The organism is Jatrophihabitans endophyticus, assembly GCF_900129455.1.
Taxonomy (GTDB): Bacteria; Actinomycetota; Actinomycetes; order Mycobacteriales; family Jatrophihabitantaceae; genus Jatrophihabitans; species Jatrophihabitans endophyticus.
In genome coordinates this window covers 1-15,158 of the sequence record NZ_FQVU01000002.1, presented here as the reverse complement: position 1 = coordinate 15,158, position 15,158 = coordinate 1, and the positions used below count along the sequence as shown (strand labels likewise).

The window sequence follows — 15,158 nt, the reverse complement described above, 5'->3', positions numbered from 1 at the left end:
ACTCGCCGAGGAAGGCGGGATCAGACGCCGAGGCGGACGTCCGGGGCGCCGAGCCGGGCGGCGTCCGCGGTGAGGTCGTCGCCCTGGTGCTGCGACTCGAGCTCGGCGGCGACGCGCTGCTCGTAGTGCTCCAGCTCGCGGGCGACGGTGTCGTCGTCCCAGCCGAGCACCGGCGCCACCAGGGTCGCGATCTCGCGGGCCGCGGCGACGCCCCGGTCGGGCACCTCGATCGAGATGCGGGTGCGGCGGGTCAGCACGTCCTCGAGGTGCCGGGCGCCCTCGTGGGTGGCGGCGTAGACGGCCTCGACCCGCAGGTACTCCGGCGCACCGGCCAGCGGCTCGCCGAGCTCGGGCCGTTCGTCGACCAGCGCGAGCAGCTCGTTGATCAGCGAGCCGTAACGACCGAGCAGGTGCTCGACGACGGACAGCCGCAGCCCGGTCCGGGTCGCGATGACGCGCCGTGAGTTCCACAGCGCGTGGTAGCCGTCGGCCCCGGCGAGGGGGACGTCCTCGGTGATGCAGTCGGGGATCTTGCGTTCCATGTCGTGCACGGCGAAGTCGACGGCGTCCTTGGCCATGACCCGGTACGTCGTGTACTTGCCGCCGGCGATGACGGTCAGCCCTCGCACGGGCGAGGCGACCGCGTGGTCGCGCGACAGCTTGCTGGTGGAGTCGGACTCGCCCGCGAGCAGCGGCCGCAGCCCCGCGTAGACGCCGACGACGTCGTCGCGGGTGAGCGGGTCGGCCAGCAGCCGGTTTGCCTGGTCGAGCAGGTAGTCGATGTCGGCCTGGCTGGCGGCCGGGTGCGCGAGATCGAGGTCCCAGTCGGTGTCGGTCGTGCCGATGATCCAGTGGCTGCCCCACGGGACGATGAACAGCACGCTCTTCGCGGTGCGCGCGATGATGCCGGTGGCGGAGTTGATCCGGTTGCGGTCGACGACCACGTGCACGCCCTTGGACGCGCGGACGCGGAACTCGCCCCGGCCGCCCACCATCTGCTGGATCTCGTCGGTCCAGACCCCGGCGGCGTTGATGACGTGCGTGGCGCGGATGTCGAACTCCGAGCCGCCCTCGAGGTCCTTGGCGCGCACGCCGACCACGTGGTCGCCCTCGCGCAGGAACCCGGTCGCCCGCGTGCTGTTCGCGCAGAGCGCGCCGAACTGGGCCGCGGTGCGCGCCAGCATCATCGTGTGCCGGGCGTCGTCGACCTGGCCCTCGTAGAAGCGGATCGCGCCGCGGATCGCGGTGCCCTTGCCGGACGGGAAGGACTGCATCGTCTTGCGCTTGCCCATGTGCTTGAGGTGGTGCGGCACTCCGCGGCCGCCGCCCATGACGTCGTAGACGCCGATGCCCATGCCGACGTAGGGCCGGTCGAGCCACTTCTCCAGCGGATAGATCAGCGGCACCGGCTTGGCGAGGTGCGGGCACAGCTTGTTGAGGACGAGACCGCGCTCCTTGAGCGCCTCGAAGACCAGGTGGAAGTCGAACTGCTCGAGGTAGCGCAGGCCGCCGTGGAAGAGCTTGGTGGAGCGGCTGGACGTGCCCGACGCGTAGTCACGCGCCTCGATCAACCCGACGGTCAACCCGCGGGTGACGGCGTCGAGCGCCGCCCCGGCACCGACGACGCCGCCGCCGATGATCAGGACGTCGAGTTCCTCGGCGGCGAGACGCCGCAGCGCCTCGTCACGGTCGGCGGGGCCCAGGGTCGGTGCAGAAGTACTCACCCCTCCATCTTGCCCGCGGATCAGTCGACGTCCACCCAGTCCAGCGTGCGTTCCACCGCTTTCTGCCATCCCGCATAGCCGTCGCGGCGCTGCTCGTCGGACCAGTCGGGCTCCCAGCGCTTGTCCTCGTTCCAGTTCTCGCGCAGCTCGTCGGTGTCGTTCCAGAACCCGACCGCGAGCCCCGCGGCGTAGGCGGCGCCGAGGGCGGTGGTCTCGGCGACCACCGGCCGGCTCACCGGGACGCCGAGGATGTCGGCCTGCAGCTGCATGCACAGGTCGTTGGCGGTGACGCCGCCGTCGACCTTGAGGACGTCGAGGTGCACCTTGGAGTCCGACTCCATCGCCTCGGCGACGGCACGGCTCTGATAGCAGATCGCCTCGAGCGTGGCCCGCGCGAGATGGGCGTTGTTGTTGTAGCGCGAGAGGCCGACGATCGCGCCGCGCGCGTCGCTGCGCCAGTAGGGCGCGAACAGGCCGGAGAAGGCGGGGACGAAGTAGACGCCGCCGTTGTCCTCGACACGGCGGGCCAGCCCCTCGATCTCGGCGGCGCCGGAGATGATGCCGAGCTGGTCGCGCAGCCACTGCACGGCCGAGCCGGTGACGGCGATCGAACCCTCCAGCGCGTACACGGGCGCCTCGTCGCCGATCTTGTAGTTGACGGTCGTCAGCAGGCCGTTGTCGCTGCGCACCAGCTCGGTGCCGGTGTTGAGCAGCAGGAAGTTGCCGGTGCCGTAGGTGTTCTTGGCCTCGCCCGGTGCGAAGCAGACCTGGCCGAACATGGCGGCCTGCTGGTCGCCGAGATCACCGGTCAGCGGGATGCCGCGGAACGCCGCGATCGTCGTCTCGCCGTAGCCGTCGGCCAGCGACGACGGCTTGATCTCGGGCAGCATGCCGCGGGGGATGTCGAACAGACCGAGCAGCTCGTCGTCCCATTCGAGGGTCTCGAGATCCATCAGCATGGTGCGGCTGGCGTTGGTGACGTCGGTGACGTGGACGCCGCCCTCGGGGCCGCCGGTGAGGTTCCACAGCAGCCACGAGTCGGTGTTGCCGAAGATCGCGTCGCCCTTCTCGGCGGCCGCGCGTACCCCGTCGACGTTCTCGAGGATCCACTGGATCTTGCCGCCGGAGAAGTACGTGGCCGGCGGGAGGCCGGCGCGCTGCCGGATCAGGTCGCCCTTGCCGTCGCGTTCGAGCTTGCTCGCGATCCGGTCGGTGCGGGTGTCCTGCCAGACGATCGCGTTGTAGTACGGGCGGCCGGTGTTCTTGTCCCACACGACCGTGGTCTCGCGCTGGTTGGTGATGCCCATGGCGGCGAGGTCGGACGGGTCGAGGTTCGCGCGTGACAGCGCGGTCTGGATGACCGAGCGGGAGCGGTCCCAGATCTCGACGGGGTTGTGCTCGACCCAGCCGGCCTGCGGCAGGATCTGCTCGTGCTCGAGCTGGTGCCTGCCCACCTCGTTGCCGTCGTGGTCGAAGATCATGAATCGGGTGCTCGTGGTGCCCTGGTCGATCGCTCCGACGAAGTCCGCCATGAGTGCTCCTTCGGTGGGTGGGTCGTTGCCGCGGATGGATGGCCGGGCGTCAGCCGCGCGGCAGGAAGCGCTTGATGCCGTGGGTGTAGGCGGCACCGCCGATCGCGCCGCCCAGCAGTGGCCCGACTATCGGCACCCAGAAGTAGAAGTTGCCGTACTGGTCGCGCATGGCCGTCCCGTACCCGGTGAAGAAGGACGCGAGTCGCGGCCCGAAGTCGCGGGCGGGGTTGATCGCGTAGCCGGCGTCGGTGCCCCAGGCCATGCCGATGGCGACCACCAGCAGGCCCACCAGCAGCGGCGTCAGGTTCGCGAGCGGCGGCGAGTTCTTCACGTCGGTCAGCGCGAAGACGATGAACACGAGGATCGCGGTGCCGATCAGCTGGTCGCGTAGCGCGCCCCACTCGCTCACCGGGAACGAGCCGTTGCCGGGCAGGGTCGAGAAGACACCCTGGGTCTTGATGGTGTTGCCGGGGTCGACCAGGGCGAGGGTCTCGCTGTAGTTCCAGCGCACCAGCAGCGCGGCGACGAAGGCGCCGAGGAACTGGGCGACGACGTAGGGCGCGACCTTGCGCCAGGGGAAGTCCTGGAACAGCGCGAGCGAGAGCGTCACCGCCGGGTTCAGGTGCGCGCCGCTGAGCCGGCCGGCCACGAAGATGCCCAACGTGACGCCGAGACCCCACGCCCACGCGATGCTGTCGTGGTCGCCGAGCGAGCCGTCCTTGGCCGAGAGCACCTGTGCGACGACGCCATTGCCGAAGAGGATGAGGATCAGCGTGCCGAAGAACTCACCGGCCAGCTCGCCCGCGGGGGACGCGACGAAATCCTCGTCCGACGGTAGTTCGGTGTTGACCTCGGGCTCGGGCACTCTTGCCCCTTTCGACGGCGTCGTCGACGTCCCGGCGGGCGTCGTCCTCTGACGCTATTGCTCGGTTCGTCCGCAGGGCAAGGGCAGGCGGACGGCCTACTCCGCATCCTTGATGTCGCAGATGACCGAACCGGCGGTGACGACGCCGCCGACCTCGGCCTGCAGGCCGGTGACGGTGCCGGCCTTGTGCGCGTTGATGGGCTGCTCCATCTTCATCGCCTCGAGCACGACGACCGCCTGGCCGGCCTCGACGGTCGCGCCGTCCTCGACGGCGATCTTGACGATGGTGCCCTGCATGGGAGCGGTGAGCGAGTCACCCGACGCGGCCGCGCCGGCCTTCTTGCCGGCCGAACGCTTGGGAGCCGCCTTGCGGGCACCGCCGCCACCCCCACCGCCGAAGCCGGCGGGCAGCGAGACCTCGAGGCGCTTGCCGCCGACCTCGATGACGACCGTCTCGCGCGGCCCGGCGTCCTCCTCGGCCTCGGCCGCGGCGCCGAACGGCTCGATCGTGTTGTCGAACTCGCTCTCGATCCAGCGGGTGAAGATGGTGAACGGGGTGTCGTCGTCGGTGGCGAACGCGGGATCGCGGACGACGGCGCGGTGGAACGGCAGCGCGGTGGCCATGCCGTCGACGACCATCTCGTCGAGCGCGCGGCGAGCACGTTCGAGGGCCTGGATGCGGGTCTCGCCGGTGACGATCAGCTTGGCCAGCAACGAGTCGAACGCGCCGCCGATGACCGACGTGCCCTCGATGCCGGAGTCGACGCGCACGCCGGGGCCGGCGGGCTCGCGGTACTCGGTGACCGTGCCGGGGGCGGGGAGGAAGTTGCGACCGGGGTCCTCGCCGTTGATGCGGAACTCGAAGCTGTGCCCGCGCGGCGTCGGGTCCTCGGTGAAGCGCAGCCGCTCGCCCTCGGCGATGCGGAACTGCTCGCGGACGAGGTCGATGCCGCTGGTCTCCTCGGTGACCGGGTGCTCGACCTGCAGCCGCGTGTTGACCTCGAGGAAGCTGATGACGCCGTCGTTGCCGACGAGGTACTCGACCGTGCCGGCGCCGTAGTAGCCGGCCTCCGTGCAGATGTCCTTCGCGCTCTGGTGGATTCGCGCGCGCTGGTCGTCGGTGAGGTAGGGCGCGGGCGCCTCCTCGACCAGCTTCTGGTTGCGGCGCTGCAGCGAGCAGTCGCGGGTCCCTACGACGACGACGTTGCCGTGCTGGTCGGCCAGCACCTGCGCCTCGACGTGGCGGGAACGGTCGAGGTAGCGCTCCACGAAGCACTCGCCGCGGCCGAAGGCCGAGACGGCCTCGCGCACCGCGGACTCGTACAGCTCCTCGACCTCGGCCATCTCGCGGGCGATCTTCATGCCGCGCCCGCCGCCGCCGTAGACCGCCTTGATCGCGATCGGCAGGCCGTGCTCCTCGGCGAAGGCGACGACCTCCTCGGCACCGGCGACGGGATCCTTGGTGCCGGCGACGAGCGGCGCGCCCGCGCGCTCGGCGATGTGGCGGGCCACCGCCTTGTCGCCGAGGTCCTTGATCGACTGCGGCGACGGGCCGATCCAGGTCAACCCGGCGTCGAGGACCGCCTGCGCGAAGTCGGAGTTCTCGGAGAGGAAGCCGTAGCCGGGGTGCACGGCGTCGGCGCCGGACTTGCGGCAGGCCTCGATGACCTTGTCGATGACCAGGTAGGAGTCGCCGGGCGTGGTGCCGCCGAGCGCGTACGCCTCGTCGGCGACCTTCACGTGCAGGGCGTCCCGATCGGGATCGGCGTAGATCGCGACGGAGGTGTACCCGGCGTCGCGGCAGGCCCGGATGACCCGGACCGCGATCTCGCCGCGGTTGGCGATCAGCACCTTCTGCACCGTGGAGCCCCCAGGAGGTCGAGTGGCGGGTGCGTGCCTCTGACGGATCCGTGCGGATCCGCCCCTCGACACGCCGTCGGGCGCAGATTACCGGTCGCCCGGTCCGCGTCCGACGGCGTGTCGCCCCCCGGTCCAGCGGGTCACGTCGGCGGGGTTGCCCGGGTACGGTCCGGGCGCATGCCCCGCGGTCGCGGACGTCCGCCGGCAGTTCGGCGTACGGAACGGGTCGGCCGGCTGTGCCGTGGCTGGGGCATCGGTCGCGCCGTCCCGTCCTGTGTCGTGACGGAACGCGTCGCGCGAGCGGGCGTGCCGTCTGGCCGTTCCCCCGCGGTGGTTTGACGTCGTCCCTCCCGAGCGACGTCAACTAACAGAAAACTAACACACGCTGGATTGCGGCACAAGACCTACGCGGCGCGCGCGGTGTCAGTCGAGCTCGGCGAGGCGGTCCCGGCAGCGGGCGGCGACCTCGTCGACCTCGGTCACGGTGCGGGCGAGGTCGGCCTGCCGCCGGCGCAGGTCGGCGGCGATCTCGTCGAGGCGGCCGAGCAGGGTGCTCAGTTGCCGTCGTTCCGAGGACGCGGCGCCGTCGTACATGTCGACGATCTCGCGGCACTCGGCGAGCGTCATGCCAAAGCGGCGACCCCGCAGGATGAGCCGCAGTCGGGTGCGGTCGCGCTCGTCGTAGACCCGGTTCGGCCCGGCGCGGCGGGGCGTGACGAGCCCCTCGGCCTCGTAGTGGCGCAGCGTGCGGGTCGTGACGCCGAGCTCGGCGGCGAGCTGCCCCACCGTCCAGGTCCGCGGGGCCGACGGGGTGGTGCGTGGGGCCGCCATCCGGCTATGGTTGCCGGACCTTTACGTAAACGTCAAGGGAGCGCGCATGACGTTCGAACTGAGCGAGGACCACGAGACGTTCCGCAAGGTCGTCCGCGACTTCGCCGAGCGCGAGGTCGCGCCGCACGTCGCCGCGTGGGACCGCGCGCACCACCTGCCGTTGGAGGTCGTGCGGGGGATGGGCGAGCTCGGCCTGTTCGGCCTGGTGGTGCCCGAGGAGTACGGCGGCAGCGGCGGCGACTTCACCTCGCTGTGCGTCGCGATCGAGGAGCTCGGCCGCGTCGACCAGTCGATCGGCATCACCCTCGAGGCCGGGGTCGGCCTCGGCATCAACCCGATCCTCACCTACGGCACCACCGAGCAGAAGGAGCGGTGGCTGCCCGACCTGGTCGCGGGCCGGGCGCTCGCCGGCTTCGGGCTCACCGAGCCCGAAGCGGGATCGGACGCCGGTGCCACCCGCACCCGGGCCGTCCTCGCCGACGGCGAGTGGACCATCGACGGCGCGAAGGCGTTCATCACGAACTCCGGCACCGACATCACCTCGCTCGTCACCGTGACCGCGCGGACGGGCGAGGACGAGATCAGCTCGCTCATCGTCCCGGCGGGCACGCCCGGGTTCACCGTGGAGCCCGCGTACGACAAGCTCGGCTGGCACATCTCCGACACCCACGGCCTCACCTTCGACGGCTGTCGCGTCCCCGAGGCCCACCTGCTCGGCCGGCGCGGGGACGGCTTCCGGCAGTTCCTCGCCGTACTCGACGACGGCCGCATCGCCATCGCCGCGCTCGCCGTGGGACTCGCCCAGGCCTGCCTCGACCACTCGCTGCGCTACGCGGCCGAACGACGCACGTTCGGCGCGCCCATCGGCTCCCGCCAGGCCGTCGCGTTCTCGCTCAGCGATCTGGCCGTGTCGGTCGAGGCCGCGCGCCTGCTCACCTACAAGGCGGCGTGGCTCAAGGACGCGGGCCGGCCCGCGGCGCAGCTCAAGCAGGCGGCCGCGATCGCCAAGCTGTACTCCACCGAGGCCGCCGTCGCCGCGACCCGCGTGGCGACGCAGGTCTTCGGCGGCAACGGCTTCATGGAGGAGTTCCCGGTCGCCCGCTTCTACCGCGACGCCAAGATCCTCGAGATCGGCGAGGGGACCTCCGAGGTGCAGCGCATGCTCATCGCCCGCGGCCTCGGGCTGCCGGTCAGCTGATGACCACCACCCCGGAGGGCATCGCCGCCGCCCGCGAGGCCACGCTGCGCCCCACGCCGAAGGCGGCGGACAAGCTGGCCGAGCAGGGCAAGCTCTACGTCCGCGACCGCATCGCCCTGCTGTGCGACGAGGGGAGCTTCGTCGAGGACGGCCAGCTGGCCAATGCCCTCGCCGGTGACCTGCCCGCCGACGCCGTCGTCACCGGGCAGGTGATGGTCGACGGTCGCCCCGCGCTCGTCGTCGCCAACGACCCGAGCGTCAAGGCCGGCTCGTGGGGCGCGCGCACCGTCGAGAAGATCGTGCGGATCACCGAGCGCGCGCTGGTCGAGGAGCTGCCGATCTTCTGGCTCATCGACTCCGGCGGCGGCCGCATCACCGACCAGGTGCAGATGTTCCCCGGCCGGCGCGGCGCCGGTCGCATCTTCCACAACCAGGTGGCGCTGTCGGGCAAGGTGCCGCAGCTGTGCTGCCTGTTCGGCCCGTCCGCCGCCGGCGGTGCGTACATCCCGGCCTTCTGCGACTTCGTCGTGATGGTCGAGGGCAACGCGTCGATGTACCTCGGCTCGCCGCGCATGGCCGAGATGGTGGTCGGCGAGAAGGTGACGCTCGAGGAGATGGGCGGCGCGCGCATGCACGCGTCGGTCTCGGGCTGCGGCGACAACCTCGCGAGCGACGACGCCGACGCCATCGAGCAGGCGCGGCTGTTCTTCTCCTACCTGCCGACGTGCTGGCGCGAGCCCGCACCCGAGGTGGAGCCCGAGGCGCCGGCGGTCGAGCTGGCGGCCGACGCCGTGCCGGCCGCCGAGTCGGTGCCCTTCGACATCCACGACGTGGTGGACGGCCTCGTCGACGCCGACTCCTTCTTCGAGGTCAAGCCGCTCTTCGCCGCCGAGGTCGTCGTCGGACTCGCGCGCGTCGACGGCCGTCCCGTCGGCATCGTCGCCAACAACTCCGCCGTGCGCGGCGGCGTGCTGTTCGTCGACTCCGCCGACAAGTGCGCGCGCTTCATCTGGCTGTGCGACGCGTTCAACGTGCCGCTGCTCTACCTCGCCGACGTCCCGGGTTTCATGATCGGCAGCGACGTGGAGCGTCAGGGCATCATCCGCCACGGCGCCAAGATGATCACCGCGGTGTCGGAGGCGACGGTGCCGCAGGTGTCGGTCATCGTGCGCAAGGCCTACGGCGCCGGGCTCTACGCCATGGCCGGCCCCGGCTTCTCGCCCGACGTCTGCCTCGCCCTGCCGACGGCGAAGATCGCCATCATGGGGCCGCAGGCGGCGATCAACGCCGTCTACGCCAACAAGATCGCCGCCCTCGCCGACGACGACGCGCGGGCGGAGTTCGTCGCGGTCAAGCGTGCCGAGTACGAGGCGGACGTCGACATCCTGCGCCTCGCCGCCGATCTCGTCATCGACGGCATCGTCGAGCCCGGCGAGCTGCGCCGGGAGCTCGTCGCCCGCTACCGCGTGCTGGTCGGCAAGTCCCGCGACATCGCGGCCAAGCGGCACGGGGTGCCGCCGGTATGACGGCCGACGGCGTGCGCGTGCGCGGTGCGGCGACGGCCGAGGAGCTCGCCGCGGTCGTCGCCGTCGTCCGGGCACGCGGCGAGGGGCCGTCCCGGCCGGACGATCCGTACCTGCGCTGGCGCCGCACGCGGCTGGCGGCGCTGCGCGAGGACGGTCCCGGCCCGCGGCCGTGGTGCAGAATCGAGCGGTGACGACGCCAGCCGACGGTCCGCCCGACGGCGCCGCCGGCCGACCGATCGACGTCGCGCACGTCGCGGCCAACGTCCCGCTCGTGGTGCGCACCGCGGGCGGCATCGCGCTGCTCGGCATCGGCCTCAACGTGATCGGCGTGGTCGTCGTCGCGCTGCTCGTCACCGCGATGAACACGTCGGTGCCCGACGACCAGCTGCGCGTGCTGTTCACGACCACGATCGTGCTCACCGCGGCCAGCGTGGTGTGCGGCGTCACGCTCGCCACGCTGGTGCAGCGCAGGACGCTGCGGTGGCTGCTGCGCGGTGAGGCGCCGGGTGCCGACGACGCGCGTCGGGCGCTGCGGATGCCGCTCGACCTCGCCGTCATCACGGCCGGGCTGTGGACGATCGGCGCGGTGGTCATGGCGACCGTCGCCGGCGTCGTCGGGACGGGAACGCAGCGCGCGGCGGGCCTCGCCGGCGGCCTGGTGGTCGCCGGCTTCGTGTCCGCCGGCCTCATGTACCTCGTGCTCGGGCGCTTCAACCAGCCGGTGCGACGGCTCGCGCTGGCCGCGAGCCCGCCGCGTACCGCCCCGCTGCTCGGCGTGCGCTGGCAGCTGCTCATCAACTGGGTGCTGACCAGCGGGCTGCCCCTGGTCGGGGTCGCGCTCGTGCTGACCGCGCCGCCCGGCCAGCGCAACAAGGTCGGCGTCAGCCTCGTGGTCGTGGCGATCGCGATCCTCGTCGGCGTCGTGTCGACCGGGCTGATCGCGCGCGCGATCGGCGCCCCGCTGCGATCGGTCGTCGACGCCCTGCGCCGCGTGGGTGACGGCCGGCTCGACCTCGACCTCCCCATCGAGGACGCCGGCGAGATCGGGCTGCTGCAGAACGGCTTCAACGAGATGGTGGCCGGGTTGCGCGAGCGCGACCGGGTCACCGATCTGTTCGGCCGGCACGTCGGGCCGGCGGTGGCGGCCGAGGCGATCAGCAGCGGCGTGACGCTCAGCGGCGAGGGGCGCGAGGTCGTCGCGCTGTTCGTCGACATCACCGGGTCGACGGCGCTCACCCGCACGACGGCGCCGGCGGACTTCGTCGCGATGCTCAACCGCTTCTTCGAGGTGGTCGTGGACGAGGTCGAGGGCAACGGCGGACTACTGAACAAGTTCGAGGGCGACGCAGCGCTGTGCGTCTTCGGCGCGCCCGCCGAGGTCGACGAGCCGGCCGCCGCCGCGCTGCGCACCGCCCGTGGCATCCGTGACCGCGTGGCCCTGATGGGCGAGCTGGAGATCGGGATCGGCGTGGCGTCGGGACCGGTGGTCGCCGGCCAGATCGGGGCGGCGAGCAGGCTCGAGTACACCGTCGTCGGCGACGCCGTGAACGAGGCGTCCCGCCTCACCGACCTCGCCAAACGGACCGACGGACGCATACTGGCGAGCGCCACGACGGTCGAGGCGGCCGACCCCGACGAACGTGGGCACTGGACGAAGGGCCGCGCGATGCGGCTGCGCGGTCACGACGCGCCCGTCGAGACCTATCGCTGCACGGACGGCCCGCGGCCCGCGACCCCGTCGCTCGTCCGGCGGCTCGGCGACGTCGCCAAGGCGGTCAGCGAGCTCCCGCCGCGGCCCCCGCACCTGCCCGGGGCCCGGCGCGGCTGAGACGGGCCGGCGCGGAGCGGGTCAGCGCGGGGGTCAGCGGGGGGCGGGTCAGCGGGGAGCGGGCCAGCCCAGGTCGGCCAGGCCGAGGCCGAGCTCGCGGGTCATCGAGCGCAGGGCCGGCAGCGAGACGCCGACGACGTTGTGCGGGTCGCCGTCCACCCCGTCGACGAACCAGCCACCCAGACCGTCCAGGGTGAAGGCGCCGGCGACGGCCAGTGGCTCTCCGGTTCCCACGTACGCGTCGATCTCGGCGTCGTCGGCGTCGGCGAAGCGGACGACGGTCGAGGCGGCACGCGAGGTGCTGCGCCCGTCACCGGTGACGAGCAGGTGGTGACCGGTGTGCAGCACGCCGGACCGCCCCCGCATCGCACGCCAGCGCTCGATCGCGACGTCCGCGGCGAGCGGCTTGCCGAGCACGGCGCCGTCGAACTCGAGCATCGAGTCACAGCCGAGCACCACCACGTCCGCGGGGAGCTCCGCCGCCACCGCGACGGCCTTGGCCGTGGCCAGGGCCGCGACCAGCCCCGCCGGGGTGTCGGCGGTGACGGCCTCCTCGTCGACGCCGCTGACGATCACCTCGGGTTCGACGCCGGCGGCGCGCAGCGTCGCGAGCCGCGCCGGTGAGGCCGACGCGAGCACGAAGCGCATGCCTCAGATCCCGAGCGACTTGGAGATGACCGACTTCATGATCTCGCTCGTCCCGCCGTAGATGCGGGTGATGCGGGCGTCGGCGTAACGGCGCGCGATCGGGTACTCGGTCATGTAGCCGTAGCCGCCGTGCAGCTGCAGGCAGCGATCCACGACCCGGCCCTGCAGCTCGCTGCAGTGGTACTTGGCCTTCGAGGCGTCCGCGGCCGACAGCTCGCCGGCGTTGAGCCGGTCGACGCACCGGTCGACGTAGGCCTGTGCGACGTCGATGTCGGTCGCCATGTCGGCGAGCGCGAACTTCGTGTTCTGGAAGGACGCGACCGGCTTGGTGAACGCGGTGCGGTCCTGGACGTACCGCAGCGTCTCGCGGAACGCGGCGGTGGCCTCGGCGATGGCGGCGATCGCGATGGAGACGCGCTCCTGCGGCAGCTTCGCCGCGAGGTAGCCGAAGCCGCCGCCGTCCTCGCCGAGCCGGTTGGCCGCCGGCACCCGCACGTCGGTGAACGACAGCTCGGCGGTGTCCTGCGAGTGCAGACCGAGCTTCTCCAGGTTGCGGCCGCGCTCGAACCCGACCATGCCCCGTTCGAGGACGAGCAGGGACATGCCGCCGCGGCGGTCGTCCGCCTCGCCGCCGGTCTGCACCGCGGTGATGACGAGGTCGGCGTTGATGCCGTTGGTGATGAACGTCTTGGCCCCGTTGACCACGTAGTCGTCACCGTCCCGCTCGGCGCGGGTGCGCATGCCGGCGAGATCGGACCCGGCGCCGGGCTCGGTCATGGCGATCGCGGTGACGAGCTCGCCGGACGCGATGCCCGGCAGCCAGCGCCGCTTCTGCTCCTCGTCGGCGTAGGAGAGGAAGTAGGGCAGGCAGATGTCGTTGTGCAGCGTGAGGCCGAGCCCGGAGCCGGTGATCCCGGCGTCGGCGACCTCCTCGCCCAGGATCTGGTTGAACCGGAAGTCCGCACTCCCGCCGCCGCCGTACTCCTCCGGCACCGCCATTCCGAGGAACCCGCTGCGACCGGCCTCGGCGAAGATCTCGTGCGGCGTGATGCCGGCGCGCTCGTAGTCGGCGAAATTCGGCACGACCGACTTGTCGGCGAACGCTCGGAAGGCCTCGCCGAACGCGTGGTGGTCGTCGTCGTAGTGCTTGCGGTCCATGTGCGGATGATATTCCGCGAGCGGCGCGTTGACGGGGTGCCGCTAGCGTGACCGTATGGCTGCACAGACGGCGCCGATCGGGGTCATCGGCGGCTCGGGCTTCTACTCGCTGCTCGAGGACCCGGCCGAGCACGTGGTCGAGACGCCCTACGGGGCGCCGAGCGACCCGGTGACGGTCGGCTCGCTCGCCGGCCGTCCCGTCGCCTTCGTGCCGCGGCACGGCACCGGACACCGGTTCGCGCCGCATCTCGTGCCCTATCGGGCGAACCTCTGGGCGCTCCGCTCCCTCGGCGTCCGGCAGGTGGTCTCGCTGTCGGCGGTCGGCTCGCTGACCACCGCGCTGCCGACCGGGACGCTCGTCGTGCCCGACCAGGTCGTCGATCGCACTGCCGGCCGTCCGCACACGTTCTTCGACGCCGCCACCGGCGTGGGCCACGCCGGCTTCGCCGACCCCTACTGCCCGCGCGGCCGGGCCGCGGCGCTGGCGGCCGGCGTCACCGCCCACGACGGCGGCACCCTCGTCGTGGTCAACGGGCCGCGCTTCTCCTCGCGCGCCGAGTCGCTCGAGTTCCAGTCGCACGGCTGGTCGATCATCGGGATGACCGCGATGCCCGAGGCGGGGCTCGCCCGTGAGCTGGCCCTCTGCTACACCACGCTCGCGCTCGTCACCGACCTCGACGCCGGGGTCGCGGCGGGCGAGGGGGTGACCCACGCCGAGGTGCTCGAGGCGTTCGCGGCCAACCTGCCCCGCCTGCGCGACCTGCTCGTCGACACGCTGGGCCGATTGCCCGACGAGCAGGACGACTGCCCGTGCGGCGACACGTCCGGGTACCCCGCCTCGCACGTCCTGCCGTGAAGGTGCTGCTCACCGGCGGTGCCGGCTTCATCGGCACGCACGTCCGAGCTGCGCTCGCCGGTCACGACGTGGTCGTCCTCGACTCGCTCCGTCCCGACGTCCACCGCGGCACACCACCGGAACTGCCCGGCCTCGTTCGCGCAGATGTGCGCAATATCGACGCCGTCGAGGCGGCGCTGACCGGTGTCGAGGTCGTGGTGCATCTCGCGGCCAAGGTGGGTCTGGGCGTGGACGTGCAGGACCTGCCGGACTACGCCGACTCCAACGTGCACGGCACCGCCGTGCTGCTCGCCGCCATGGCGCGGCAGGGCGTCGGCCGGCTCGTGCTCGCCAGCTCCATGGTCGTCTACGGCGAGGGGCTGGGTCGCTGCCCCGAACACGGCGCGGTGACGCCGGGAGCGCGCGCCGAGAGCGAGCTCGCGGCCGGCCGGTTCGAGCCGCCGTGCCCGCGCTGCGGCCGGCCGCTGGCGCCGGAGCTCGTCGGCGAGGACACCCCCCCCGACCCCCGCAACGCGTACGCGGTCAGCAAGCTGGGCCAGGAACAGCTCGCCTCGTCGTGGGCGCGGGCTACCGGTGGCAGCGTCGCCGCCCTGCGGTTCCACAATGTCTACGGGCCGGGGTTGCCGGCCGACACCCCGTACGCCGGGGTCGCGGCGATCTTCCTGTCCGCACTGCGGCGAGGTCAGGCGCCCACGGTGAACGAGGACGGCGCGATGCGCCGCGACTTCGTCCACGTGCGCGACGTGGCCCGCGCGGTCGCGGCGGCCACCGAGCGCCACGCCGACGGGGTGCGTGCCTACAACGTGGGATCCGGTACGCCGCGCACCGTCGGCGACCTCGCCGCCGCCCTCGCGACCGCCCTCGGTGGTCCGCAACCGGTCGTCACCGGTGCCTACCGGCTGGGCGACGTCCGGCACATCACCGCCGACTCGGGGCGCGTCGTGCGCGAACTCGGCTGGCGCCCCACGGTCGACTTCACCGAGGGCACCGCCGAGCTCGCGACCGGTTAGAAGCGGAACTGGTTGACGGCGCTGCGGAGGTCGGCGGACATGCGGGCGAGTTCGTCGACGGCGGTGCGGGTTTGGCTGAGTGCTTCGTTGGTGGAGCGGGCGCTGGTGGAGACGTTGTCGAC

General features: G+C 72.2%; 13 protein-coding genes. 6 read left to right on the top strand and 7 right to left on the bottom strand.

Features of this window, described 5'->3' with window-relative positions:
• Nucleotides 1-20: 20 nt before the first annotated feature.
• The 5 genes from BUE29_RS05300 to BUE29_RS05280 all read right to left on the bottom strand — a co-directional run bounded on the left by BUE29_RS05300 (nucleotide 21) and on the right by BUE29_RS05280 (nucleotide 6,812).
• Nucleotides 21-1,724 (bottom strand): glycerol-3-phosphate dehydrogenase/oxidase, encoded by a 1,704-nt coding sequence (locus BUE29_RS05300; protein ID WP_073387229.1) that lies wholly within the window; start codon nucleotides 1,722-1,724, stop codon nucleotides 21-23.
• A 20-nt stretch (nucleotides 1,725-1,744) separates the two neighbouring features.
• A complete protein-coding gene (gene glpK / locus BUE29_RS05295; RefSeq protein ID WP_073387226.1) occupies nucleotides 1,745-3,256 on the bottom strand; it encodes a glycerol kinase GlpK in 1,512 nt (503 codons plus the stop codon).
• A 49-nt stretch (nucleotides 3,257-3,305) separates the two neighbouring features.
• Nucleotides 3,306-4,052: an MIP/aquaporin family protein gene (locus BUE29_RS05290; RefSeq protein ID WP_073389335.1), complete on the bottom strand. Its 747-nt coding sequence runs from the start codon at nucleotides 4,050-4,052 to the stop codon at nucleotides 3,306-3,308.
• A gap of 165 nt (nucleotides 4,053-4,217) precedes the next feature.
• A complete protein-coding gene (locus BUE29_RS05285; protein ID WP_073387224.1) occupies nucleotides 4,218-5,981 on the bottom strand; it encodes an acetyl/propionyl/methylcrotonyl-CoA carboxylase subunit alpha in 1,764 nt (587 codons plus the stop codon).
• A gap of 423 nt (nucleotides 5,982-6,404) precedes the next feature.
• The gene (locus BUE29_RS05280) at nucleotides 6,405-6,812 is read right to left on the bottom strand and encodes a MerR family transcriptional regulator (RefSeq protein WP_073387221.1); all 408 of its coding nucleotides are present in this window, start codon (nucleotides 6,810-6,812) and stop codon (nucleotides 6,405-6,407) included.
• A 46-nt stretch (nucleotides 6,813-6,858) separates the two neighbouring features.
• On the opposite strand from BUE29_RS05280, the gene BUE29_RS05275 reads away from it, so the two are divergent.
• Genes BUE29_RS05275 through BUE29_RS05260 form a run of 4 tightly spaced genes read left to right on the top strand, consistent with a single transcriptional unit; the run spans nucleotide 6,859 to nucleotide 11,364 of the window.
• On the top strand, nucleotides 6,859-8,010 hold the full coding sequence (locus BUE29_RS05275; RefSeq protein WP_073387218.1) for an acyl-CoA dehydrogenase family protein: 1,152 nt from the start codon (nucleotides 6,859-6,861) through the stop codon (nucleotides 8,008-8,010).
• Nucleotides 8,010-9,536, top strand: a complete 1,527-nt coding sequence (locus BUE29_RS05270) for an acyl-CoA carboxylase subunit beta (RefSeq protein ID WP_073387215.1) — start codon at nucleotides 8,010-8,012, stop codon at nucleotides 9,534-9,536. The genes BUE29_RS05275 and BUE29_RS05270 overlap by 1 nt, the downstream gene beginning before the upstream one ends.
• Nucleotides 9,533-9,727: an acyl-CoA carboxylase epsilon subunit gene (locus BUE29_RS05265; protein WP_073387212.1), complete on the top strand. Its 195-nt coding sequence runs from the start codon at nucleotides 9,533-9,535 to the stop codon at nucleotides 9,725-9,727. The genes BUE29_RS05270 and BUE29_RS05265 overlap by 4 nt, the downstream gene beginning before the upstream one ends.
• Nucleotides 9,724-11,364 carry an adenylate/guanylate cyclase domain-containing protein gene (locus tag BUE29_RS05260; protein ID WP_073387209.1) on the top strand — a complete coding sequence of 547 codons (1,641 nt, stop codon included), beginning with the start codon at nucleotides 9,724-9,726 and terminating at the stop codon, nucleotides 11,362-11,364. Before BUE29_RS05265 ends, BUE29_RS05260 begins: the two co-directional genes overlap by 4 nt.
• Before the next feature lie 48 nt (nucleotides 11,365-11,412).
• On the opposite strand, the gene BUE29_RS05255 is transcribed toward BUE29_RS05260, so the two are convergent.
• Together BUE29_RS05255 and BUE29_RS05250 are read right to left on the bottom strand one after the other, a co-directional pair.
• Nucleotides 11,413-12,012 (bottom strand): Maf family protein, encoded by a 600-nt coding sequence (locus tag BUE29_RS05255; RefSeq protein WP_073387206.1) that lies wholly within the window; start codon nucleotides 12,010-12,012, stop codon nucleotides 11,413-11,415.
• 3 nt (nucleotides 12,013-12,015) lie between these two features.
• Nucleotides 12,016-13,170 (bottom strand): acyl-CoA dehydrogenase family protein, encoded by a 1,155-nt coding sequence (locus BUE29_RS05250; RefSeq protein WP_073387203.1) that lies wholly within the window; start codon nucleotides 13,168-13,170, stop codon nucleotides 12,016-12,018.
• A gap of 55 nt (nucleotides 13,171-13,225) precedes the next feature.
• On the opposite strand from BUE29_RS05250, the gene BUE29_RS05245 reads away from it, so the two are divergent.
• Complete coding sequence (locus tag BUE29_RS05245; RefSeq protein ID WP_073387200.1) at nucleotides 13,226-14,026, top strand: S-methyl-5'-thioadenosine phosphorylase; 801 nt, start codon at nucleotides 13,226-13,228, stop codon at nucleotides 14,024-14,026.
• The gene (locus BUE29_RS05240) at nucleotides 14,023-15,036 is read left to right on the top strand and encodes an NAD-dependent epimerase/dehydratase family protein (RefSeq protein WP_073387197.1); all 1,014 of its coding nucleotides are present in this window, start codon (nucleotides 14,023-14,025) and stop codon (nucleotides 15,034-15,036) included. The genes BUE29_RS05245 and BUE29_RS05240 overlap by 4 nt, the downstream gene beginning before the upstream one ends.
• Nucleotides 15,037-15,158 lie beyond the last annotated feature (122 nt).

Bases quoted from the DNA above. Each gene is read 5' to 3' on its own strand.
- glpK (WP_073387226.1), bottom strand. From the start codon at position 3,256: ATGGCGGACTTCGTCGGAGCGATCGACCAGGGCACCACGAGCACCCGA.
- BUE29_RS05280 (WP_073387221.1), bottom strand. From the start codon at position 6,812: ATGGCGGCCCCACGCACCACCCCGTCGGCCCCGCGGACCTGGACGGTG.
- BUE29_RS05275 (WP_073387218.1), top strand. From the start codon at position 6,859: ATGACGTTCGAACTGAGCGAGGACCACGAGACGTTCCGCAAGGTCGTC.
- BUE29_RS05270 (WP_073387215.1), top strand. From the start codon at position 8,010: ATGACCACCACCCCGGAGGGCATCGCCGCCGCCCGCGAGGCCACGCTG.
- BUE29_RS05265 (WP_073387212.1), top strand. From the start codon at position 9,533: ATGACGGCCGACGGCGTGCGCGTGCGCGGTGCGGCGACGGCCGAGGAG.
- BUE29_RS05255 (WP_073387206.1), bottom strand. From the start codon at position 12,012: ATGCGCTTCGTGCTCGCGTCGGCCTCACCGGCGCGGCTCGCGACGCTG.
- BUE29_RS05250 (WP_073387203.1), bottom strand. From the start codon at position 13,170: ATGGACCGCAAGCACTACGACGACGACCACCACGCGTTCGGCGAGGCC.
- BUE29_RS05245 (WP_073387200.1), top strand. From the start codon at position 13,226: ATGGCTGCACAGACGGCGCCGATCGGGGTCATCGGCGGCTCGGGCTTC.